The following is a 20,916-nucleotide window of genomic DNA, read 5'->3' as shown; positions in this document are numbered from 1 at the left end:
TTATGGCTCACATTCTCGCAATTGACGATGATCCCGGCATCCTCGCGCTGATTGAACATGCACTCCGCCGGGAGGGGCATACCATTACCTGCATGCCGCATGTACCGGCGGATCTTGCGGCGCACCTCGCAGAGTATGATCTCATCCTTCTCGACGTCATGATGCCGCAGACGGACGGCTACGAACTCTGCAGCGCCATCCGCGACGACACGGACTGCCCGATTCTGTTTCTGACCGCAAAGACCATGGAGGAGGACGTCGACTACGGTTTTTCCGTCGGTGCGGACGACTATATCAAAAAGCCCTTCTCCATCGTCGAACTGCGTGCGCGCGTCGCAGCGCATCTGCGCCGGGAGCAGCGTGAAAAACATCACTGCCTCTACATACAGGGCATCCGCTTTCTGCTCGCCTCCCGCGAAGTCGCAGCAGGCGGCGTCACGCTCCCCTTCACCAGAACGGAGTATGAGATCACACTTCTGCTCGCCAAAAACCGCGGACAGACATTTTCCAGAGAGCAGATCTACGAAGCGGTCCTAGGATACGACAAGACAGGCGATGAGTCTGCTATTACAGAGCATATTAAAAATATCCGGAAAAAATTCGCCGCAGTAAATATGGCGCCAATTCAGACAGTATGGGGGATCGGTTATCGATGGAACGCATGAAAAAAAAAGAAAAAAGAAATCCGGCTGCGCACATTTTTTGTGCGCTTTTTACTAAAGCTTGTCGCCGCGGTGCTTCTGGCGTTCCTGCTGTGGCTTCTCCAGATTACCGTCTCCGTCGGTACGGGTCTGATCCTGCCTGCGAACGCCGCCGAAAAAGAGGCTCTTGCCTACCTTCACACCATCGGTGCACATACAGACATCGTGTCTTCCGGGATTCCATCCGCCTGCAGCTACGCCATCTATGACACATCCGGAGCGCTTCTTGAGACGGACATGTCCGATTCCCTCCGCGGAAACGCGGATCTTCTCGCGCTTTCCGGACAGGATTCCCTCTCCGCAAATATGCTTGGGCGAACCTATGTTAAACGCCAGACCGACACCCGGATTGTGGTGCTCACCTACGATTTCCGGTCTGCCTTTGCAAATCCCACGCTCCGGCGTCTCTTTCCGAGCGCTGAACTGCTGGAAGTGTTTCTCCTGCTGTTCCTGCTTCTTGCAGCTTTTGTACTCGTCATCACGCGGCAGGCAAAATACCTGTCGCGGGAGCTTATTCATCTGCAGGAAGCCGCCGACGAAATCCGCAATCAGAATCTCGACTTTACCATCCGGCCGACTGCCATCTGCGAATTCAACCAGGTTGCTGCTTCTCTGGACGCGCTGAAATCCGAACTTTCCGCCTCCTTAAAAGAGCAGTGGCACATGCAGCAACAGCGCAGACGTCAATTTTCCGCGCTCGCCCATGACATCAAGACGCCGCTTACGATCGTCCGCGGGAACGCAGAACTTCTGTCTGAGACAGCGCTTGATCCGACGCAGCAAACCTGTAATCGGTTTATTCTGGAAAATGCCGCGCAGATCCAGGACTATCTGTCGAGAATTATCGAGCTCGCAAAGACGGATGATCCCGCTGCATGTTCCGCAGAGTGCCGTTTTCAGGCGCAGCTTCACACGGCATCGTTTTTCGACGATCTGCTCGGGAATACAAAAAGTCTCGGTCAGAAAAAAGAACTGCATGTTCTTTTTTCCACCGAGACTCTTCCAGCCGTTCTGCCACTGCCGGAACATCCGCTGCGGCGTATTTTAAACAATCTGCTCGACAATGCCGTGTGCTACTCACCGCACAAAGGAACGGTCACTTTAGATGCCTCCATCCGCGATTATAGGGATGCACCCGAGAAAGAAAGCACGCTCTTTCTCACTGTATCCGATGAGGGACCCGGCTTCTGCGAGGACGCCCTGCTCTACGGCACGGAAGCCTTTTACAGGGAATCCGCCGACCGGAATGACAAAAGCCACTTCGGTCTCGGGCTCTCCATCGCCGACCAGCTCGCCCGCGGACTTGGCGGATCGATCGCTCTGTGTAATGCCCCGGCAGGCGGAGCCGTCGTAATCGTAAGACTTCCTCTGACCGGGCAGATACAGCGCGATGCGGAATAAATCCTATTCTACCGGAACGGTCCAGCCGTACTTATCCGGAAGCTTGCCCCACTGGATACCGGTCAGTGTGTCGTACAGCTTCTGTGTCAGCTCGCCGATCTTGAAATCGTTGATCGTGACAACATCATCCTTGTAGCGGAGTTCACCAACCGGAGAGATCACGGCTGCGGTACCCGTTCCGAATACTTCCTCTAAGGTTCCGTCATGTCCTGCCTTCATCAGGTCATCGACGGATAATCTGGTCTCGTTTACCTTGTAACCCCAGTCTCTCAACAGATGAATCATGGAATCTCTGGTAACGCCCGGAAGTACCGTACCCTCGATCGGTGCTGTGTAGATCTCACCGGCGATCTTGAACATGATGTTCATTGTACCGACTTCCTCGACGTATTTGCGGTGCTCACCGTCCAGCCAGAGTACCTGGGAGTAACCAAGCTTTTCTGCCTTTACCTGTCCTAAGATGGAGCCTGCATAGTTGCCGCCGCACTTGGTGAATCCGGTACCGCCCTTGACTGCACGCACCAGCTCGTCCTCGACAAGAATCTTCACCGGATTGATGCCCTCTGCATAGTAAGCGCCTACCGGGCAGCAGATAATCATGAATTTGTAAGCGGACGCCATATGTACGCCGAGCGCAGCCTCTGTTGCGAACATGAACGGGCGGATATAAAGAGAGGTCTCCGGCTCAGACGGAACCCAGTCTGCCTCCACCTTTACCAGCGCTTTTACCGCTTCTACGAACATATCCACCGGGAACTCCGGCATGCAGAGTCTCGCGTTGGAATTGATCATTCTCTTCGCATTCATCTCCGGACGGAACAGCTGAATCTTTCCCTCTGCCGTGCGGTATGCCTTCATACCCTCAAATGTCTCCTGCGCATAGTGCAGCGTCACACAGGCAGGCTCCAGACTGATCGGTCCTTCCGGCACGATTCTCGCATCCTTCCAGCCGTCTTCCTTCGTCCAGTCCATGACGAACATGTAATCGGTCATATACTTGCCGAATCCGAGATGTTTCTGATCCGGCTTCTCCTTTAATACGTCTCTTTTTACAAATCTGATATCCATTATGCTACCATTCCTTTCCCGACATATAAAATTCTTGAAATCAATTATGATACTTTCTTTTTTCAGTGTCAAGATTATTCCAACCGCTTATGCCGCTCATGATTGTAAGTTATATATTAGTCATCTTCCCATATCCATATGGAATGAAAAACGCCGCAAAAAAGCGGAGCAGGATCTTTTCTCCCGCTCCGCCATCGGAGTCTCTTTTCCCTATTTTACCACTTTTTTCAACGGAATCCAGAGAATAAATGCATACACGCTTCCGATCAGGGAAGTCACAAGCTGCGTCACGGAAAAGGTCGTCTGGAACACTGCCATCTTTGCCTCCATCGGTGCCGGCAGAAGGTTCGGAATCAGAATCAGCGAGATCACAATTCCCATGAACAGTGCCTTTACGACAGATCCTGCCGCCATGCCGGCAATCAGTCCGCCGTTTCCTTTGCATTTTTTCGTGACCAGTCCCACACCCAGGACCAGAAGGGCATTGCCCGCCATGATACACGGCATGATCGCCGGAATGGCACCGATGATCGGGCTTCCCGTAATAAAGAATGATGTGACCGGCGTGATCACAGAGAGAATAATGCCGCAGGGAATTCCCACACTTAACACCGCTAAGATCAGGCATGCATTGATGACCGGTCCGGTAATATAGACGCTCGTGTTCTTAAAAAACTGGCTCACGATACAGATCGCCAGAAGAACCGCTGTCGTTGTGATTTGTTTTGTTGTGATTTTCATCGCTTCCTCCTTCTGATGCAGCACTCCTTCGCAGATGTAATGCACTCTCCCGTCACTGCACCAAAGCAAGCATAATACTTCTCTCTCATAAAATCAAGCCGTCACTCCGCCAGCAGATTCTCCACAAGTGCGCAGAACTCGTCCCGGCTCAGTCCTTCCGACTGCACATTCACGGTCACACCGTTTTTCTTATAGGTCGCCAGATACCCGTCCGTGAACGTTCCTCCACTGCTGCCCGCCGGATAATGTGCTGCTGTCACCTTCACACCGGAAACCGTCATCGGCTTTAATCCGCCGGATACATAGGACGTCATCTCCCCCATGTCCGTTGAGCGTGCGCGAATGGTAAACCATCCCGCTGTCTCACTGTTCTCATAACGCATGACACAGTTGTCATCGATCACATTGCCATCTGCATCATAGCCAATCTGATACGTTTTCTCCTCATCCGTCTGCACATAGCCATCCGGAATTGCATCCGGAATCACCTTGATTCCGTAATAGTTCTGAAGCTGTTCCTCTGTGAGTGAAACCGTCTTCGCCGCTTCCGCCCCGCAGGCAATCGATGTCTGAAGTTCCTCCACTTCGTTAAAATACCAGTCAATTCCCGCAGCGCTCTCCGGCTGGGCAGCCTCTTGTATACCGTCGCCATCCTCCGCTGCGCTTTGTGCCGCCGCTTCATATTCCTTCGCACTCTCCGCGGTGCCGTCCGGCGTTGCCGCGTCAGATGTCATGATACCGTCGGATGCCGCAGTATCATAAGCTTCTGCCGTTTCCGCGCTCTCCGTCTTTGCCATGTCCGTGCGCGCCGTACTCTCATACTGCTGCCATATTCCGTAGGAACCTCCGATCAAAAGAAGTGCCACGCAGGCAGCCATCTGCATAAAATGCTTCCTGCGTGCTCCGAGATAGCGTACGTCCTCCGCTTCCTGTATGTAGGCAGGATCCGCTTCGCCGAGCGCATCCAGTAAATCGTCCGTCTTCATATTTTCCGCTCCTTTCCGCCGCTATGAAAGCAGCCCTTCGCGTTCCAGATGTCTCCGCAGTTTTCCCCGGGACCGGTACAGCGAAGATTTTACCTTACTCTCGCTGACCGCAAGCCTCCCGGCAATCGCTCCGATGCCATCCATATACCAGTATCTGCGCATGAAAATAATCCGGCTCTCACGGTCTAACCCCTCCAGGAACCGGTTGATGGACGCCGCCAGTTCCTTTCGCTCTATCTGCGTCAGCGGCTCCTCGCCCCCGGCGCAGTCATGCAGTTCTTCATATATATCCGGCATGACGCCTCCGCCTCTCTTTTCGGAGTGCTTTCTGCGGTAGCAGTCCAGCGACAGATTGCGCGTGATCGCACCCAGAAAAGCCGCCAGAAGATGCGGGCGCTCCCTGGGCATGGAATTCCACGCGCGCATCCAGGTGTCATTCACGCACTCCTCTGCATCCTGCGCATCATGTACAATGTTGTGCGCGATGCTCCCGCAGTAACGTCCGTACTTCTGCTGTGTCTCTGCAATCGCCGTCTGATCCCTGTCCCAGTACAGCGCTATGATTTTTTCATCCTCCATGCCTTCTCCCTCTCAGTTAAAAGCTCTCCACCGTTCCGATGAACACCGGAATACCGGTGTCCTTCTCCACGATCGCATATAAAAACGGCCTGTCTAAAATAATGCGCTCCGGCTGTTCAACCATTGCCGTCTCCTTGCACATCTCCACAACCGTGGCCGCTCCGGCTTTCGTTCCAAGCCCGTCCACATCGATGTGGGTCTTGTGCAGCACCCTGCTGATGCTGATATTTCTTCCGTCCGGGCAGTACCCCATTTTGGAAAAATCCGCCTGTTCCTCATCAAACGCGAGCGGCATTCCAAGCGCCGTGAGCGTATCTTTTAGTTCCAGATCGGTCTCGCCTGTAAATTGCGGCAGACCCGTCTCTATCATTGTATCATTTTCCTGCCGGATTGTCTCGTGAAACGTTTCCCCGTCCAGTTCTTCCAGCCATTTGCTCAGTGACAGTCCCTCCTCCGGAAGCAGCGCCACAAAGTCATAGCCCTCCTTGTAAGCCCGGCAAAAGCCCTTTGCATGTTCCATGGTCAGATAGCGGTACGTGGTATCGTACATCATGGAAACCTCCTGCCCGCTTCCGTCCTCCGCATAAAATGTGGCATCCTGTATCTGGCTCTCATCATAGGGCGTTTCCCACTCCGCATCAAACGCCACCGCATTCACCAGGTACATGACCGCAAGCTCCGGAATCTGATCCAGAATCTCTGTTATCATGCCGTCTGTCTCCTGCTCCACCAGGCGGTTGATGTCCCGGCAGGTCGTCTCGTCAAACGGGGCGCCAAAGACTTCTGCGTCATACGCCGTTTTTACGGTGTCAAGGAAATTCTCATCCGGCACAAATACATCGTCCGCCGTCTTCACCCACACCGAATCAGACATGTGGAATCTGGCGCCCTCTGCATCCGGCAGGCTCTTGCAGATCCTGCCAAGCACCATACTGCCATCCTCCGCCGACATTCCCGGGTACAAAACCGCTCCCATCTGCTGCTTCGTGTCGCCGTCCGCTCCGGTCCGCGCCATCTCGAGCGCCATCATCACGGAAAGAGGACACACCATCGTATTCTTCGCGTCCTCGCCGTTCTGCACCTGCTTTCTGCTCTCCCGCAGCAGATTTAAGGAAAACTGCGTATAGGAATACTCAAATGCTTCCCTGATAGCACCGAGATCTTTTTCTTCCATTGCAGTATCCTCCGTTCCTGTATCTTCTGCCTGTCCTGTCTGTCCGTTTGCTCCGGTTCCTTCCGTCTGACCTTCCTCTTTGGTCCCGTATTGTCCGGTAAGATCAGTGGTTGTACCGGACATTCCGCTGTTCGCACAGCCTGTCATCCCCACTGCCATCACTGCCGCAAGCACACCTGCCGTCACCCGTTCCATTCCTTTTCTCCTCATAAGCTTCTCCCTCTCTTTTCTATCATCCGGTTTTTGTCTTTCATATAATAAGACGCAAAAAACCGGAAACGGTTGCACCCATTTCCGGTTTTTGTAAAAATTTTCTATCTCACATCTTCTGTTCTCTCTACAGCCTTAAATACTCAAACGCCTGATAGACATCCAGCGCACCGTACCCCCACTCCCGGTTCGGGTACCCCCTGTCCTCCGAGCGCTTTGCACCGCGGATGAGCATATTTTTGATCGCGGCGTTGGACATCACTGGATCGTTCTGCTGCACCAGCGCCCACTGCATGATCTGCGCGACCGCCCCTGCCGTCACCGCCGCCGCGGCGCTGGTTCCCGTGTAGGTCACATAATTTTGGCGCAGCCCCGGTCCATATACACTCACCGCAGGTGCCGCAAAGTCCGGCTTGATCTCACCCGCCACCGTGTAGCCGCGCCCGGAATCCGCATACATGCTGTTGTTGGAAACCTGGTACCCGCCGACCGTGATGACCTGTGCCGCTGTCCCCGGCGCAGTGAGCGTCGTGTCCGGATTGGATCTTAGAAAAATCACATTTCCGTCCGTAAGCTTCTGCATCGGGAGCCACATGTTATAGTTGCCGCTCACAAGATTTTCCGGATAAACCCGCACAATCCAAAGCCCCTTGCGCACATCCGAAAAGCGCAGATAGATCAACTGGTTTGCCGTCTCCTTCGTCTCAATGCGGTAATCCACCGACACGGTCGTCCCCTCAAAGACAAACCGGAAGGTCTGGGAGACACCGGAACGCAGCGGCACTTTCGGAAGCCGTTCGCCCGTCGGCGAGATCACAGATATCGTGTACAGTTCCGGCGCGCCCGCCCACAGCTCTATGAAAAAGCCCGCCATATCCTGCTCCACGCTGATCTCCACATCCTCATATTCCATCTCACGGCGGATCGCCCCCTGAAAATGGTGCCTGGTGTTCGCCTCGTTTCCCGTTGCTGTCACAATCGAGCGTCTCCGCCTGGTGCTGATATAGTTCAGGAAATTGGACAGCGGGCCGTCCGTCCCGTGTCCCCCCATGCTGTTGCCGAGTGCAAGACAGATCACAAGCGGCATATTTAACACATTTGCAACGTCATTTAAATAGGATACCGCCATCATCAGGTCCGTCTCCTGATAGGCAGGCACTCCCTCCGGCACGAAGAAAAATTCCCGCAGATAGCGCTTTGCCTCTTTTAGCTTTACAACGGCAATCCCGGCGTTTGGCACCGCCCCGATAAAGCCGTTCGGGATATCCTCTCCCCCGCACACGACTCCCGTCACGAACGTCCCGTGCCCGTTTTCATCGCGGGACGGCACCACATCATACGGCTGCTTTTTTTGCAATGCTTCATCAATCTCCTCTTTGCGGTACTCTGCACCGTACAGGATTCCCTCCGGCGGCGTTCCATCCTGTATCGTCTGATCCCAGATCCTTAAGATTCTGCTGCTGCCGTCCGAATACCGGAACAGCGGGTTCGTGTAATCGACGCCGGTATCAATGACGCCCACCAGAACCCCCTCGCCTTTCAGTGCAAGCACCGGCTGATTCTGCAGCCGGGTGATTCCCGATGCATCGAGCGCCGTCGTATCGAGCAGCGCGTAGCATTTTGGTATCGCCGTGTAGGTATAATTCCCGATAGAAAGCGGCGGCAGTCCCTCTCGCGGGTAGAAAAAAATGTCGTAATCCTCCGCGATGCGCTGCACGCATCCGGGCGTGGACGGAACCTCTGCCTCCACCCCGTACGGAATCAAAAAATCATAATACTCCTCTGAATATACCTGCTCCCTGCAATCTGACATAAAAAAACTCCGGTCATCCATTGCTTTCTTAACAATAGATGCCGGAGTATATGAATTTATTCCATATTTATCAATTGCTGGCAGCGATCTGCGGATTCTCCGTACTCCCGATACCGATGCAGCCGCGCAGCGTGATGACCGGACTGCCCTTCTTCTCCACATAGTCTTTCGTGATCGTGACCATACCGATGTTGTCGTCCTTGGGAATCTCATACATGATATCCAGCATGAACTCCTCAATCACCGCACGGAGCGCACGCGCTCCCACCTTCTTCTCTTTTGCCTTGTGTGCGATCGCGCGCAGCGCATCCTCATCGAACGCCAGCTTGACCTCGTCCATGGCGAGAAGCTTCTCATACTGCTTTAATATCGCGTTCTTCGGCTCCTGCAAAATCCGCACCAGCGTATCTTCCGAGAGCGGCTCTAATGTAAACAGGATCGGCAGACGTCCCAAAAACTCCGGGATCATACCGAACTTACGCACATCCTCCACGGTAACCTTGGAGAGCAGGTTCTCGTCCTTGTCATACTCATCCTTTAACTTCGCGCGGAATCCGATCGAAGCCTCCTGATTCAGACGCTCCTTAATGATCTCCTCCAGCTCCGGAAATGCTCCGCCGCAGATGAACAGAATATTCTTCGTGTTGACCATCGTCATCGGCACCATCGCGTTTTTGCTGCTGGCTCCCACAGGCACCTCGACCTCGGCGCCCTCTAAAAGCTTTAACATTCCCTGCTGTACGGATTCTCCGCTGACATCCCGCTGGTTCGTATTGCGCTTCTTCGCAATCTTATCGATCTCGTCGATAAAAATGATGCCGTGCTCCGCACGCTCCACATCATTGTCCGCAGCCGCAAGCAGCTTGCTGACTACGCTCTCAATGTCGTCGCCTATGTAGCCTGCCTCCGTGAGTGACGTCGCGTCCGTGATCGCAAGCGGCACATCCAAAAGCCGCGCAAGCGTCTTGACCAGATACGTCTTGCCGCAGCCGGTCGGTCCAATCATAAGCATGTTGGACTTCTCAATCTCCACGCCGTCCTTCTCATCCGCCGCAATCCGCTTGTAGTGATTATAGACCGCAACCGACATCACCTTTTTTGCCTGCTCCTGTCCGACCACATATTCATCGAGCGACGCCTTGATCTTGTGCGGTGCTGGGATCTTCTTAATGTCGATAACCGGCTCCGACTGCGCCTTCGGTTTTTTCTTCTTCAGCTTCTGATTGTTCGGCAGTCCGCCCTGCAGATCCGACAGATTGATCATGCTGATGTTCGGAATTCTTCCCATGTTCATATTCATCATATCATCCATGGAAAAACCGCTTCCGTTCATGCTGTCAAACGTCTTCTGCATACAGTCCTGGCAGATGCAGATATTGTTCGGAATACGGATCATCTTTCCCGCAATATGTTCCGGGCGTCTACAGATATAGCAGATGTCCTCATACTCCGTGTCCTGATTCTGATCTGTGTCATCCGAAACGGAACTCTGCATTACCTCTCCGGTGCCTGATGTGCTCTCATGCTCCGCCACATCTTCTGCACGGGGAGCCTCACTTCCCGTCTGCGCACCGTGAGCCGCGTTTCCCGCCGGCACACCGTTATCCGCGCTTCCCGGCTGTCTGCTGCCTGCAGTTCCTGTATTTGTATCTGCGCCCGTCTCCGGCGCGTCATCTATAATCTCTCTGAAATCATTGTGATTCATACTAATCCTCCATTCTTGCGCTGCTTCTAAGCGCATCTCAAGTTTGTGCGAAGCACAAATCTTGCGTGTGAAAAATCTTATTTTTCACACTAATATCCCCTATTCGCTTTCTATCATGAAATTTAGGTTCATTATAATGCAAACATTGTTTAATCACAAGGAAATTACGGAGATTTCATAGTTATTTTAGGAATTCATCAAAAATGGCGAAAGCCTCTTTTGCTTTCGCCATTCTCTATTTCCCTCATCCGTAAAACGCGCTCTATCTGCCGTTTCCGTTATTATCTGTGGTTCCGTTGTTATTATTGTCATTGCCGGTCAGATCATCCACACCATTCTCCACTCCGTTGATGACATCCTTTCCAGCCTCACCGACACCGTCTACCACGTCGTCCACAACATTGCCGTTTCCGTTATTATCAGCTGCGCCGTTGTTGTCCATCGCACCGTTATCGTTTAAAGTTTCATTGGTATCGTTCACTGTGCCGTTGGTTGTTCCGTTTGTGCCGTTGGTCGTTCCGTTTGTGCCATTGGTCGTGCCGTTGGTTGTTCCGTTTGTGCCGGTTCCATTGACGGTGCTCTCCGTGCCGGTTCCGTTCGTCGTATCATTGACGTTGTCATTGTTCGTACCGCAGGCAGCCATCGCGCTCACCGCGAAAGTAAGTACCAGTCCTGCAAGCAGTGTTCTCCACTTTCTCATAGTCATATTCTCCTTTTTCTCAGAATCACTTCTGTTTTCAAGGATAGTATGACCCTGGCGCTTTCCTTTTATTCCCGCATCCGATGTTTTTCTTTTGAATTTTATTTTTGAAAATTCAATCTTAAGATTTGTAATAACCAAGCTCTCTCGACAGTTCTTCCTGTACTTTTTTCACATCCACCGCAAGTTCCCTGACGCGCTCTCTCGTCATGCGGCTGGTCGGTCCAGAAATACTGAACGCGTATTTTACCTCTTTCTGGTAGCCGTGCAGGCAGGCTGCGATGCAGCGGACGCCCTTTTCGTTCTCCTCATCGTCCAGCGCGTAGCCATTCTGCCGCACTTCATCCAATACTTCCTGCATCTGCGAGAAATCCGTGATCGTCTTGTCCGTCTTTTTCTCAATGATACTCTCGTTCCAGATCTTTTTGACTTCCTCGTCCGGAAGCGTCGCCATGATCGCTTTGCCGACACCGGAGCAGTACATCGGATGTACCATTCCCACATGGGACACCATGCGGATTGTTCCGACCTTCGCCTCGATCTTGTATATATATAAGATATGGTTGCCCTCGCGCTGCACCAGATGCACCGCTTCCCCGGACAGGTCCGAGAGACGTTCCATATACGGCTTTGCCACCTGCAGAATATCCATCCGCTCAAGGATCTTTCCCGCCATGTTGACCACCTTATAGGAAAGCATATATTTCTGCGTCGCCTCATCCTGCTTTGCGTATCCCATATAAATAAGAGACATTAACAGTCTGTGTACAGTGCTCTTGTGCAGATCCAGCGCCGTGCTAAGTTCCATCAGTCCCATCTCCCCGTGGTCCGCAAGCGTCTCCATCACCTGAAAAATACGCTCTGCCGACTGTACCGGATTTTTCGCTTCTCTCTCTTCTGCCATAGTATCTCCCATGCTGTATCTCAGTCAGTTTCATCATTCAATCTGCCGTTCCGTATTACGGAACGACCTTGTTATCATATCATGACCGCCGCCCGAAAGTCAACTCCGGAATCTCCGCTGTCCCGGTGTTTTGTTTTATGGAAAATACATGATTTTGTTTCTTGAATCGGTTGACAAGGTTTTTCCACATGTTATAATAATTTTGTACCATTACATGAAACATAGTTCCGCATTGTGGAACATGAATGATAAGTAAAAGGAGAAGAATCATGAACAAAGTATTAGAAGAGTTTTCCAAGATTGGTATTATCCCGGTCATCGCACTGGACCATGTAGAGGATGCCGCACCTCTGGCAAAGGCTTTATGTGACGGCGGTCTTCCGTGTGCTGAGGTTACCTTCCGTACCGCTGCTGCTGAGGAGTCCATCCGCATCATGTCCGAGCAGTTCCCGGAGATGTTAGTCGGCGCAGGTACCGTTCTTACCACCGAGCAGGTTGACCGTGCGGTAAACGCAGGTGCGAAGTTCATCGTCAGCCCGGGCTTAAACCCGAAGGTTGTAAAATACTGCGTGGACAAGGGTATTCCGGTAACTCCTGGCTGCTCAAACCCGAGCGACGTGGAAGTTGCAATCGAGCTTGGTCTTGAGGTTGTAAAATTCTTCCCGGCAGAGGCTGCTGGCGGACTGAACATGATTAAATCCATGGCTGCTCCGTACACCAAGATGAAATTCATGCCGACCGGCGGTATCAACGCTAAGAACCTGACGAACTATCTTGATTTCAAGAAGATCATCGCATGCGGCGGTTCCTGGATGGTAAACAAAGACATGATCGCAGCAAAGGACTGGGCAGGCATCACCGCTCTCACCAAAGAGGCAGTTGCTACCATGCTTGGCTTCAAGCTCCTGCATGTCGGCGTCAACAATGCATCTGAGGAAGTTGCTTCCACCGAGTCCGCAAAGTTCGCAACTTTACTTGGACAGGATGTCAAGGTTGGCAACAGTTCCATGTTCGTTGGTTCCTTAATCGAGATGATGAAGAATCCGGGCCGCGGAACACACGGTCACATCTGCATCCAGACAAATTATCTGGATCGTGCCATCTATCATCTGGAGAAGAGAGGCTTTGCTTTCGATGAGTCTTCCTTCAAATACAATGACAAGGGTGAGCTTACCGTTGCTTACTTAAAGGATGAGATCGCCGGATTCGCTGTACACTTCAACCAGAAATAAGGAGAACATCATGACAGATCAGAATTGCGCATATTGCATGGAAGGTGATCTGGTAGCCGCATTCGGCATCAAGATCTGTGAACTTCCTTCCTCCAAGGTATATCTTTTTAAGGAGCAGAGCCACAAGGGACGTGTCATCGTTGCACACAAGAAGCACGTGAGTGAGATCACGGAGCTGACCGCCGAGGAACGTGCCGCTTACATCGAGGACATCAACCATGTTGCCGAGGCACTGCATCAGGCATTCCATCCGCAGAAAGTGAACTACGGCGCTTATGGCGATACCGGTCATCACCTGCACTTCCACCTCGTTCCGAAGTATACAGACGAGTATGAGTGGGGCGGCGTCTTCGCTATGAATCCACAGCAGAAGTTCCTCTCGGATGCAGAGTATACCGCACTGATCGAGGAGATCAAGAAGTATCTGTAGGATATGTATTTCCGTTGGATTTTATGAAACCGAGGCAAACCGCAAAGGTTTGCCTCGTTTTTTGCTTATGCTGGCACTTGCAAGAGAAAAGCGCATGAAAACGGTAATGGCAAATCATTTTCCACCCTTGGCATCCAGCATTTTACCGGCGTATTCCTGCTCCAGTTCTTCTGCCAGATACACATCGCTCATACAGTGCATATCCGATACGCCATCACGAATCAGTTGATATACCTCGGAATGATAAAAGAATTCCAATGCCGCATCCAGTGAAATTCCCTGCCGTTTTGCAAAACACGCAATGACACGGCTATATTTTTTTTGTAGTAAAATCGGATTTGCTGTCATACAATTTCACTCCCTTCAAAATGCAGGAGAGACAATGCTCTCTCTGTGCGGAAACAAATTTGCACATTCGGTTTTTCATAACGCAGACGTTTGATAGCCTCCGCCTTATCAATCAATCCATCAAAAAACAATTCCACCGTATTAAATACCTTATCATTGGCAACACCACCAACAACGAGATCATAATCTGTCGCGTCTTTTCCAAAAGAACCATGGTAGAGAATCATACTTCCACGCCCCTTTCTTTCATCACATTAATAAGATCATCTACGATATATTCCCGGCTCTGTGTATGCAGCACTTCATATTCCGGCACAATATAACCGCTCAGAATATCACTTTTTTCGGTAAACGCCTGATACACACGCTCTGCATCCATCCCCAGTTTTGCCGCTACATTTTCAATACAAAATACGACAAACTCGAGTTCACTGTAATTTTTGATTTTTTCATCCGCCATCATAAGCAAGCTCTCCTTTATGACAATATGAAAAACAGCTTTCTCTTCTTATCACTGTTAGTATAGCACTTCATATCCATATGCTCAATCAGATTACCTCTAAAAAAGGCACCCGGGTCATTACGACCCAAGTGCCTGTATATCCTGATCCTTTTGCGTAAGCCCCTACCGGTGCGTATCCCACAGTCCGCAGTAGGCATCCACCGGGTCCTCCCCGATAAATGCGTCGCTGCCGCTCATCAGCTTCTCGATGAGCGCATCAAACGTCTGATCCGCGCTGTCGTAAGTGTTGATATACGTTCTCGCCTGCGGAATGTCTGCCAGTACGAACGGCTGTCCGCATCCGATCACGATAACCGGAAGTTCATGAACATACCACGGGATCTCTCCGCCGCCCTTGCTCATGCCGAAGCCCGGTCTTGCCACCGGCTGGAAACCGCCTGCAATGTCCACCAGTGTGATGATCAGATCCTGATTTTCGACGAAATCCTTGATCGGCGTCTTTCCGGCAAAGTACATATTGATGTCCACCTTTTCTCCTGCTGCTGCACGCTTTGCAAGTGCGTCGAGCGGGCTCTCGTAGATAAATGCTTCAAAGCCCTTCTCGATCAGCTTGTCACGCAGACGCTCTGCCGGGCTCTTCTTGCCGCCGCCCATATATTTTGCCATCATGGTTCCCATCACGCCCGCGGATAATCCGCTGACGGAGACGATCATGATGCGCTTGTAACGGCTCGGGATCATCGGAAGCACATCCTCGTCCTTGTATTTTACGAGAGTGATTCCTTTCTCGGAGATTTCTCTTGCCATCGCCTTGTGCTCTTCGCAGCCAACGACCTGCTCCATCACCTCCACCGGAGGAACGATCTCATTTTTCGCTTTTTTGTGCAGTCCCATGTGTGCTTTCAGAGCAAGAATGCGGTGCAGGGCGTCATTTAAACGCTCCTCGGTGATGATGCCGTTCTCATAGCCCGCCATCATGCTTGCAAAATCCTCATCCATCTCATTGAAAAAAAGGAACATATCGACACCGGCTGCAATCGTGTGCGGAAGCATCTCGCTGCGCTTCATACAGCAGGTCAGTCCGACCATGTGGGAAGCATCGGTCAGCACCATACCATTAAAACCAAGCTTTCCGCGCAGAAGTCCCTCGATCAGCTCCGGCGAAAGGGTTGCCGGCATGATGTCCTCATCCCTGATTCCCGGGTTAAAATGTCTGGTGTACGCAGGCTGCATAATGTGTCCTGCCATGATGGCTTCCAGACCGTTGTCAATGAGGTTCTGGTATACTTTTCCATAGCTTGCATCCCACTCCTCACAGCTCATGTCATTGACGCTGTCTGCCACGTGCTGGTCGCGGAAGTCCAGTCCGTCGCCCGGAAAATGCTTCGCAGCACAGCAGAATCCCTCATTGGTGTGTGCGCCGTCCATATATGCCTTCGTCATCTCGCACACGCGGTCCACATCGTTTCCATAGGTGCGCAGTCCGATGACCGGGTTCTCCCAGTTGTAGAGGATGTCGCTGACCGGGGCAAAGGAGAGATTACACCCGATCGCCGCCGCCTCTTTGTTGGACATACGGCCGAGCTCGTACGCGTATCTGGCGTCTCTTGTCGCACCGATCTTGGTCTGCTGGCCGATCATGGTTCCGTCAGTGCAGGCGCCGTTGCCGCCATTCTCCGTGTTGCACGCAATGATAAGCGGAATCTTGCTGTTCTCCTGAAGAATCCGGTTCTGCTCACGCACCTCGGCACCGGTTGCCGGGTTGTAGCGGATACCGCCGATGTGGTACTTGTCCACTGTCATCTTCAGATACTCTTCGTCTCTGGAGGATCCCATATTGAAAAAAAGCTGACCGATCTTCTCCTCGGTCGTCATACCCGCGATGGTCTCTTCCACCCATTTACAGTCCTCATCGGACAGGTAAAACGGTTTTGCCTTCATATCTACCATATTAAAATATCCCTCTCTTTCTCACTCCGAATCGGCATGAACACCGAGATTCTGCTCGAATGCCTGATTCAGTTCCTTTTGATATTCCGCATCAAAGCTTCCCGCAAGAAGTTTTGGAAACGCTTCCTCTAAAAGACGTTTCCAGCTCTCCCCCTCATGTCCGACCAGAATCGGATAGAACCGGACGCCGTTTTTCTCTGCCGCGTCCCGGTCTCCCGGTGCATCGCCGACCATCAGAATCCGCCCGGGCTCATACCCCATTTTTCTCAATTCACCGATGCAGAAAGCCTTGGTTCCCGCCTCCTGCGTCAGAAGCGTACTGCAGTCTTCGGCAAGATGATGTCTGCCCCATTCCGCCTCGACCGCCTCCCGGTTCGCGGACGACACCGCCGCCAGATCCGCCTGTTTTGCCATCGCATCCATCGCAGACTTCACATTCGGAAACGGCCGGTCCTCTGCCGGAAGCGCATGGATCGCGCGGTTGGTGCGGATGCTCCAGAGCAGCGCTTTTTCAAAACACGGGTTATCACTCTTCTGCGTCACCGCAAGCAGCGCCGGGTTGGAGAGCTCCTTCGCCTCTTTTGTCCATGCCTCATACTCCGCAAGTCCCTCGATGTTACCGAGACCTCTCTTCTCCACCTCCGCGAGCGCCAGCGCCAGTCCCTTAAACCGGTTGATACCGCGCGTGATGGAGTAGAGGTTGATAGAAAGCCAAAGCTCCATGCACTCCGCTTCATGCTCCGTCAGTCCGAATGTTTTGATCCACTGCGGTCCGAAGCAGGTTCTGTGCTTTACCTCCATCGTGTCCATCGCACAGCCGTCGCTGTCAATGCACACGATACAATCACTTTTTTTCTGAAAATCAAAATACCCCATTGTTCCACCTCATGTATTGCCGCCTCTTCCGGCTCCTTTGCAAGCTTTTATACGCCGGAGTATGCCGCAAATGCTCCGTCGATCGGAATACATGCGCCATTGACAAATCCGCTTGCCTCCTCACATGCCAGGAACAGGACGGAACCGATCAGTTCCTCCACCTCACCAAAACGATCCATCGGCGTATTGTTTAAAATCTTGCCGGTTCTGGCTGTCGGTGTCCCATCCTCATTGAACAGAAGCTTTGCATTCTGCTGTGTGGAGAAAAATCCCGGTGCGATCGCGTTGCAGCGGATACCCACCTTGGAAAAATGCACTGCAAGCCATTCGGTAAAGTTGGAAATTGCCGCTTTTGCACCGGAGTATGCCGGAATCTTCGTCAACGGTGTGTAAGCGTTCATCGAGGAAATGTTGATGATGCTCGCACCTTTTTTGTTGACCATATCAAGCGCAAATACCTGTGTCGGAATCAGGGTACCCATGAAGTTCAGGCTGAATACAAAAGAGACACCGTCCGCATCCAGGTCAAAGAATGTCTTCATCTGTCCGAGATCCTCCGGCACAAAATACTCGTCGTCGGTCGTCGCTTTCGGGTTGTTGCCGCCGGCACCGTTGATTAAGATATCGCAGGTTCCGAAGTCCGCAGCGATCTGGTCTCTCGCCGCCTGTACGCTCGCTTTCTCAAGCACGTTGCACTTGTATCCCTTTGCAATATAGCCCTTTGCCGTAATGTCATCCGCATGCTTTTTTGCCGCATCCTCATTTAAGTCGAGCAGCGCTACCTTTGCGCCGGTCATTGCCATTGCCTCCGCAAGCACGGAGCAGATGACTCCGCCCGCACCTGTCACAACAACCACCTTGCCTGTCAGATCAATCTGAAATGGTAACTTCATGTTCGTCTTCCTCCTGATTTTTATTTTTATGGTATTTATTTTTCTGATTCTTATTTTTACTTTGAAGCCTTCTCCACAGCCTCAAATAATCCGTTGATATAGGTTGCTCCAAGCGCACGGTCATAGAGTCCGTAGCCCGGTCTTCCGGTCTCTCCCCAGATCATTCTTCCGTGATCCGGTCTCACATATCCGGTAAATCCATTGTCATGCAGCGCTTTCACAATCGCATACATATCCAGAGAGCCACAGCTGGAGAGATGTGCACGCTCCTCAAAACCATTCTCAAGCACTGCAACGTTGCGCAGATGTGCAAAATGAATTCTTCCCATTGCCGCATATTTTGCCGCCATCTTCACCACATCGTTCTTGTTCGAGCAGCCGAGGGAGCCGGTGCACAGTGTGATGCCGTTGTGCGGATCATCCACAAGACCGAGGAAACGATCAATGTTTTTCTCGCAGGTGATGATGCGCGGAAGTCCGAAAATGCTCCAGCACGGATCGTCCTCGTGGATTGCCATGTTGACGTCGCACTCCGCTGCAACCGGAATCACTCTCTCCAGGAAATACTTCAGATTGTTCCAAAGATCATCCTCAGACATTGCGTTGTACTCTGCAACCACCTGCTTTAACTCTTCTCTGGTGTAGCTTGCATCCCAGCCCGGAAGTGTCAGATCGCTGTCACTCTGCAGCGGATTCACAGCATCCACCTGCTCCTGATAATATACCAGGGAGGTCGAACCGTCCGGCAGCACGTGGTCAAGCTGTGTTCTCGTCCAGTCAAATACCGGCATGAAATTGTAGCAGATGCACTTCACTCCGGCTTTTGCCACACGTCTGATGTTCTCGCAGTAGTTCTCGATGTAGCGGTCGCGGCTCGGCTTGCCAAGCTTGATGTCCTCATGTACCGGAATACTCTCGATAACCTCAAAATGAAGTCCGGCATCCTCCACCTGCTTTTTCAGTGCTGCGATGCTCTCCTCGCTCCACACCTCTCCGACCGGAACGTCATACACAGCCGTTACGATCGAGTGCATTCCCGGGATCTGACGGATGTTCTCCAGTGTCACCTTGTCATCTGGTCCATACCAGCGAAATGATAATTTCATAGTTTCCTCCATTCTGCGGAAGCTTGTTTCCGCGCATGTGATATTTACTTGTATACATGCTATGATATTGCTCCATGTACGTTTCTTTGTTTCTTTTTCTTGACTATATCATGCTTGTATACAAGCGTCAACATCCATCTTTCTTTTTTTCTGTTTTGTATAATTTTTTGTATCTGTTTTGTCTATTATTCACAATTTACACCGGTTTTTCCGCAGGTTCTGCTTTTTCTCCTGTTGTATACAAGTGGGTATTCCCCGGCAGATTTTCCTTGTTTCATCTTCTTGCGCCGTGTTCCGCGCGTCTTAAGTTCCGGAAGGACTTTTTATCGAAATCCGCCAGAATTCCGTCTACTGTCCTGCACTGTTTTTCATCCTGCCCCAAGAAACAGCGTTCCCGTTTTTTCCCGATCCTATGTATACATATGTAAGGTGCATGTCCCGGGCTCCGGAAAAATAGATTGTAATTTGTTCCATTGGGATTTATATTAGAAATATGTTCACATTTTGAATGGTAAGAATGGACACCAAATTGTCCACAGAGGAGCATGTTATGAACGGAACCAGACATACCGGCACATCCGTTGCCGTTTATAAAGATTTAAAAGAACAGATTCTTCATCTGGAGCTTCCGCCGGGATCTGCCATCAGCGAGATCGACACGGCCGCCGCATTCCATGTATCGCGCACCCCGGTGCGGGATGCTTTTAAAATGCTTGAGCGCGAGGGGCTTCTGGAGGTCCGCCCGCACATCGGTACATTCGTCTCCCTGATCGACCTCAACATGATCTCCGACATTCTCTATCTGAGGGAGACCTTAGAGCAGGCGGTGTTAAGAGATCTGACCGCAGGGTACGACAAATCCCAGGAATTCCGCATCCGCCTGCTGTTGCAGCGCCAATGCGAACTTCTGGAACAGGATCTGCCCGCCGAGGAACTCGGCCGGGCCTTCATCATTAACGACAACGAGTTCCACACAACGCTCTACGAGCTCGCCGGGAAACGTACCGTCATGGATTTTCTGACCGGAGTGAGCTCCCAGTACGAGCGCTTCCGCACCTTTTTGAATCTGGGCGACCGCGACAATCTACTGCGGCTGTACAACGACCATATCAAAATCTGGTCGTGTATCTCCTCGCGGGATTATGAGGGGCTCTCGGATGTAGTTTCCCATCACATCTACGACGGCTTCAATGCAAGCACCGAGATCATCTCCAGGCATCCGGACTATTTCTGTCCGTTTCACTAGAATCTTTTAGAGCCGGCAATCCGCAGGCGGATTACGCCTGTCGGATTGTCTCACAGACGCGGTCCCACTCCTGTTTTAATGACGTCATTTTCTCTTGCAGCTCTTCGCGCGTTCCTGCACGTAAGAGCGCAACAATCGCCGCGCTCTGCTCAAAAAGTCCCGTAATCCCCAGCGTTCCGGTCAGTCCTTTTATGGCATGCACCTGCTCCAACAGCTCCGCTTCATCCTGCTGCTCCAATGCCGCCCACGCCGCATCCATATGTGCATCCTCCGGCAGCTTTCGCAGATATTTTTCATAAATCGCCTGCTTTCCCATAAACCGTGCCAATGCGGCATCATAATCGATTCCGGCCGCGCGCAGTGCGTTCTCATCCATGGCAGTCTCCCCCT

At 51.8% G+C, this 20,916-nt stretch carries 22 protein-coding genes; 5 read left to right on the top strand and 17 right to left on the bottom strand.

What is annotated here, in order from left to right:
* Nucleotides 1-2 precede the first annotated feature (2 nt).
* Together RHOM_RS03800 and RHOM_RS03795 are read left to right on the top strand one after the other, a co-directional pair.
* The gene (locus RHOM_RS03800) at nt 3-665 is read left to right on the top strand and encodes a response regulator transcription factor (protein ID WP_014078940.1); all 663 of its coding nucleotides are present in this window, start codon (nt 3-5) and stop codon (nt 663-665) included.
* Nucleotides 666-704: 39 nt separating this feature from the next.
* Nucleotides 705-2,102 carry a sensor histidine kinase gene (locus tag RHOM_RS03795; protein ID WP_014078939.1) on the top strand — a complete coding sequence of 466 codons (1,398 nt, stop codon included), beginning with the start codon at nt 705-707 and terminating at the stop codon, nt 2,100-2,102.
* A gap of 3 nt (nt 2,103-2,105) precedes the next feature.
* Here the strand turns inward: RHOM_RS03795 and RHOM_RS03790 are convergent, their stop codons facing one another.
* From RHOM_RS03790 to RHOM_RS03750, 9 genes are all read right to left on the bottom strand, one after another.
* Nucleotides 2,106-3,170, bottom strand: a complete 1,065-nt coding sequence (locus RHOM_RS03790; RefSeq protein WP_014078938.1) for a branched-chain amino acid aminotransferase — start codon at nt 3,168-3,170, stop codon at nt 2,106-2,108.
* 210 nt (nt 3,171-3,380) lie between these two features.
* Complete coding sequence (locus tag RHOM_RS03785; protein WP_044024822.1) at nt 3,381-3,911, bottom strand: ECF transporter S component; 531 nt, start codon at nt 3,909-3,911, stop codon at nt 3,381-3,383.
* A gap of 101 nt (nt 3,912-4,012) precedes the next feature.
* The gene (locus tag RHOM_RS03780; RefSeq protein WP_014078936.1) at nt 4,013-4,897 is read right to left on the bottom strand and encodes a hypothetical protein; all 885 of its coding nucleotides are present in this window, start codon (nt 4,895-4,897) and stop codon (nt 4,013-4,015) included.
* Nucleotides 4,898-4,918: 21 nt separating this feature from the next.
* Entirely contained in the window at nt 4,919-5,476 is a 558-nt protein-coding gene (locus RHOM_RS03775; RefSeq protein WP_014078935.1) for an RNA polymerase sigma factor, read from the bottom strand.
* Between the two features lie 16 nt (nt 5,477-5,492).
* Nucleotides 5,493-6,860, bottom strand: a complete 1,368-nt coding sequence (locus RHOM_RS03770; RefSeq protein WP_081467950.1) for a serpin family protein — start codon at nt 6,858-6,860, stop codon at nt 5,493-5,495.
* Nucleotides 6,861-6,987: 127 nt separating this feature from the next.
* Nucleotides 6,988-8,673 carry a S8 family peptidase gene (locus RHOM_RS03765; RefSeq protein ID WP_143761666.1) on the bottom strand — a complete coding sequence of 562 codons (1,686 nt, stop codon included), beginning with the start codon at nt 8,671-8,673 and terminating at the stop codon, nt 6,988-6,990.
* Nucleotides 8,674-8,743: 70 nt separating this feature from the next.
* Complete coding sequence (gene clpX / locus RHOM_RS03760) at nt 8,744-10,168, bottom strand: ATP-dependent Clp protease ATP-binding subunit ClpX (RefSeq protein ID WP_044024820.1); 1,425 nt, start codon at nt 10,166-10,168, stop codon at nt 8,744-8,746.
* A gap of 472 nt (nt 10,169-10,640) precedes the next feature.
* Nucleotides 10,641-11,078, bottom strand: coding sequence for a hypothetical protein (locus RHOM_RS03755; RefSeq protein WP_242823159.1), 438 nt, complete (start codon nt 11,076-11,078; stop codon nt 10,641-10,643).
* 121 nt (nt 11,079-11,199) lie between these two features.
* Nucleotides 11,200-11,982 carry an IclR family transcriptional regulator gene (locus tag RHOM_RS03750; RefSeq protein ID WP_014078930.1) on the bottom strand — a complete coding sequence of 261 codons (783 nt, stop codon included), beginning with the start codon at nt 11,980-11,982 and terminating at the stop codon, nt 11,200-11,202.
* Nucleotides 11,983-12,251: 269 nt separating this feature from the next.
* On the opposite strand from RHOM_RS03750, the gene RHOM_RS03740 reads away from it, so the two are divergent.
* Both RHOM_RS03740 and RHOM_RS03735 read left to right on the top strand, forming a co-directional pair.
* Nucleotides 12,252-13,214, top strand: coding sequence for a bifunctional 4-hydroxy-2-oxoglutarate aldolase/2-dehydro-3-deoxy-phosphogluconate aldolase (locus tag RHOM_RS03740; protein WP_014078928.1), 963 nt, complete (start codon nt 12,252-12,254; stop codon nt 13,212-13,214).
* 10 nt (nt 13,215-13,224) lie between these two features.
* A complete protein-coding gene (locus RHOM_RS03735) occupies nt 13,225-13,644 on the top strand; it encodes an HIT family protein (protein WP_014078927.1) in 420 nt (139 codons plus the stop codon).
* A 114-nt stretch (nt 13,645-13,758) separates the two neighbouring features.
* On the opposite strand, the gene RHOM_RS03730 is transcribed toward RHOM_RS03735, so the two are convergent.
* The 7 genes from RHOM_RS03730 to uxuA all read right to left on the bottom strand — a co-directional run bounded on the left by RHOM_RS03730 (nt 13,759) and on the right by uxuA (nt 19,280).
* Nucleotides 13,759-13,992, bottom strand: a complete 234-nt coding sequence (locus RHOM_RS03730; protein ID WP_014078926.1) for a DUF3791 domain-containing protein — start codon at nt 13,990-13,992, stop codon at nt 13,759-13,761.
* Nucleotides 13,989-14,219: a DUF3990 domain-containing protein gene (locus RHOM_RS03725; RefSeq protein WP_014078925.1), complete on the bottom strand. Its 231-nt coding sequence runs from the start codon at nt 14,217-14,219 to the stop codon at nt 13,989-13,991. The genes RHOM_RS03730 and RHOM_RS03725 overlap by 4 nt, the downstream gene beginning before the upstream one ends.
* Complete coding sequence (locus tag RHOM_RS03720; protein WP_014078924.1) at nt 14,216-14,455, bottom strand: DUF3791 domain-containing protein; 240 nt, start codon at nt 14,453-14,455, stop codon at nt 14,216-14,218. Before RHOM_RS03720 ends, RHOM_RS03725 begins: the two co-directional genes overlap by 4 nt.
* A gap of 162 nt (nt 14,456-14,617) precedes the next feature.
* Nucleotides 14,618-16,405, bottom strand: a complete 1,788-nt coding sequence (locus RHOM_RS03715) for a glycoside hydrolase family 3 protein (RefSeq protein WP_014078923.1) — start codon at nt 16,403-16,405, stop codon at nt 14,618-14,620.
* A gap of 21 nt (nt 16,406-16,426) precedes the next feature.
* The gene (locus tag RHOM_RS03710; protein WP_014078922.1) at nt 16,427-17,281 is read right to left on the bottom strand and encodes an HAD family hydrolase; all 855 of its coding nucleotides are present in this window, start codon (nt 17,279-17,281) and stop codon (nt 16,427-16,429) included.
* Between the two features lie 47 nt (nt 17,282-17,328).
* Nucleotides 17,329-18,174: an SDR family oxidoreductase gene (locus RHOM_RS03705; protein WP_014078921.1), complete on the bottom strand. Its 846-nt coding sequence runs from the start codon at nt 18,172-18,174 to the stop codon at nt 17,329-17,331.
* Between the two features lie 56 nt (nt 18,175-18,230).
* Nucleotides 18,231-19,280, bottom strand: coding sequence for a mannonate dehydratase (uxuA, locus tag RHOM_RS03700; RefSeq protein ID WP_014078920.1), 1,050 nt, complete (start codon nt 19,278-19,280; stop codon nt 18,231-18,233).
* 550 nt (nt 19,281-19,830) lie between these two features.
* On the opposite strand from uxuA, the gene RHOM_RS16465 reads away from it, so the two are divergent.
* Complete coding sequence (locus tag RHOM_RS16465) at nt 19,831-20,526, top strand: GntR family transcriptional regulator (RefSeq protein WP_014078918.1); 696 nt, start codon at nt 19,831-19,833, stop codon at nt 20,524-20,526.
* A gap of 31 nt (nt 20,527-20,557) precedes the next feature.
* Here the strand turns inward: RHOM_RS16465 and RHOM_RS03690 are convergent, their stop codons facing one another.
* Nucleotides 20,558-20,902, bottom strand: coding sequence for an Hpt domain-containing protein (locus RHOM_RS03690; RefSeq protein ID WP_014078917.1), 345 nt, complete (start codon nt 20,900-20,902; stop codon nt 20,558-20,560).
* Between the last annotated feature and the right edge of the window lie 14 nt (nt 20,903-20,916).

The organism is Roseburia hominis A2-183 (assembly GCF_000225345.1).
GTDB lineage: Bacteria > Bacillota > Clostridia > Lachnospirales > Lachnospiraceae > Roseburia > Roseburia hominis.
This window is presented reverse-complemented; position numbering and strand designations above follow the sequence as displayed.

Coding starts and splice junctions, on each gene's coding strand:
- RHOM_RS03755 (WP_242823159.1), bottom strand. CDS start 11,078: ATGAGAAAGTGGAGAACACTGCTTGCAGGACTGGTACTTACTTTCGCG.
- RHOM_RS03710 (WP_014078922.1), bottom strand. CDS start 17,281: ATGGGGTATTTTGATTTTCAGAAAAAAAGTGATTGTATCGTGTGCATT.
- RHOM_RS03735 (WP_014078927.1), top strand. CDS start 13,225: ATGACAGATCAGAATTGCGCATATTGCATGGAAGGTGATCTGGTAGCC.
- RHOM_RS16465 (WP_014078918.1), top strand. CDS start 19,831: ATGAACGGAACCAGACATACCGGCACATCCGTTGCCGTTTATAAAGAT.
- RHOM_RS03785 (WP_044024822.1), bottom strand. CDS start 3,911: ATGAAAATCACAACAAAACAAATCACAACGACAGCGGTTCTTCTGGCG.
- RHOM_RS03800 (WP_014078940.1), top strand. CDS start 3: ATGGCTCACATTCTCGCAATTGACGATGATCCCGGCATCCTCGCGCTG.
- RHOM_RS03720 (WP_014078924.1), bottom strand. CDS start 14,455: ATGATGGCGGATGAAAAAATCAAAAATTACAGTGAACTCGAGTTTGTC.
- RHOM_RS03750 (WP_014078930.1), bottom strand. CDS start 11,982: ATGGCAGAAGAGAGAGAAGCGAAAAATCCGGTACAGTCGGCAGAGCGT.
- RHOM_RS03730 (WP_014078926.1), bottom strand. CDS start 13,992: ATGACAGCAAATCCGATTTTACTACAAAAAAAATATAGCCGTGTCATT.
- RHOM_RS03780 (WP_014078936.1), bottom strand. CDS start 4,897: ATGAAGACGGACGATTTACTGGATGCGCTCGGCGAAGCGGATCCTGCC.
- RHOM_RS03765 (WP_143761666.1), bottom strand. CDS start 8,673: ATGTCAGATTGCAGGGAGCAGGTATATTCAGAGGAGTATTATGATTTT.
- clpX (WP_044024820.1), bottom strand. CDS start 10,168: ATGCAGAGTTCCGTTTCGGATGACACAGATCAGAATCAGGACACGGAG.
- RHOM_RS03740 (WP_014078928.1), top strand. CDS start 12,252: ATGAACAAAGTATTAGAAGAGTTTTCCAAGATTGGTATTATCCCGGTC.
- RHOM_RS03770 (WP_081467950.1), bottom strand. CDS start 6,860: ATGAGGAGAAAAGGAATGGAACGGGTGACGGCAGGTGTGCTTGCGGCA.
- RHOM_RS03775 (WP_014078935.1), bottom strand. CDS start 5,476: ATGGAGGATGAAAAAATCATAGCGCTGTACTGGGACAGGGATCAGACG.
- RHOM_RS03690 (WP_014078917.1), bottom strand. CDS start 20,902: ATGGATGAGAACGCACTGCGCGCGGCCGGAATCGATTATGATGCCGCA.
- RHOM_RS03705 (WP_014078921.1), bottom strand. CDS start 18,174: ATGAAGTTACCATTTCAGATTGATCTGACAGGCAAGGTGGTTGTTGTG.
- RHOM_RS03725 (WP_014078925.1), bottom strand. CDS start 14,219: ATGATTCTCTACCATGGTTCTTTTGGAAAAGACGCGACAGATTATGAT.
- RHOM_RS03715 (WP_014078923.1), bottom strand. CDS start 16,405: ATGGTAGATATGAAGGCAAAACCGTTTTACCTGTCCGATGAGGACTGT.
- uxuA (WP_014078920.1), bottom strand. CDS start 19,280: ATGAAATTATCATTTCGCTGGTATGGACCAGATGACAAGGTGACACTG.
- RHOM_RS03790 (WP_014078938.1), bottom strand. CDS start 3,170: ATGGATATCAGATTTGTAAAAAGAGACGTATTAAAGGAGAAGCCGGAT.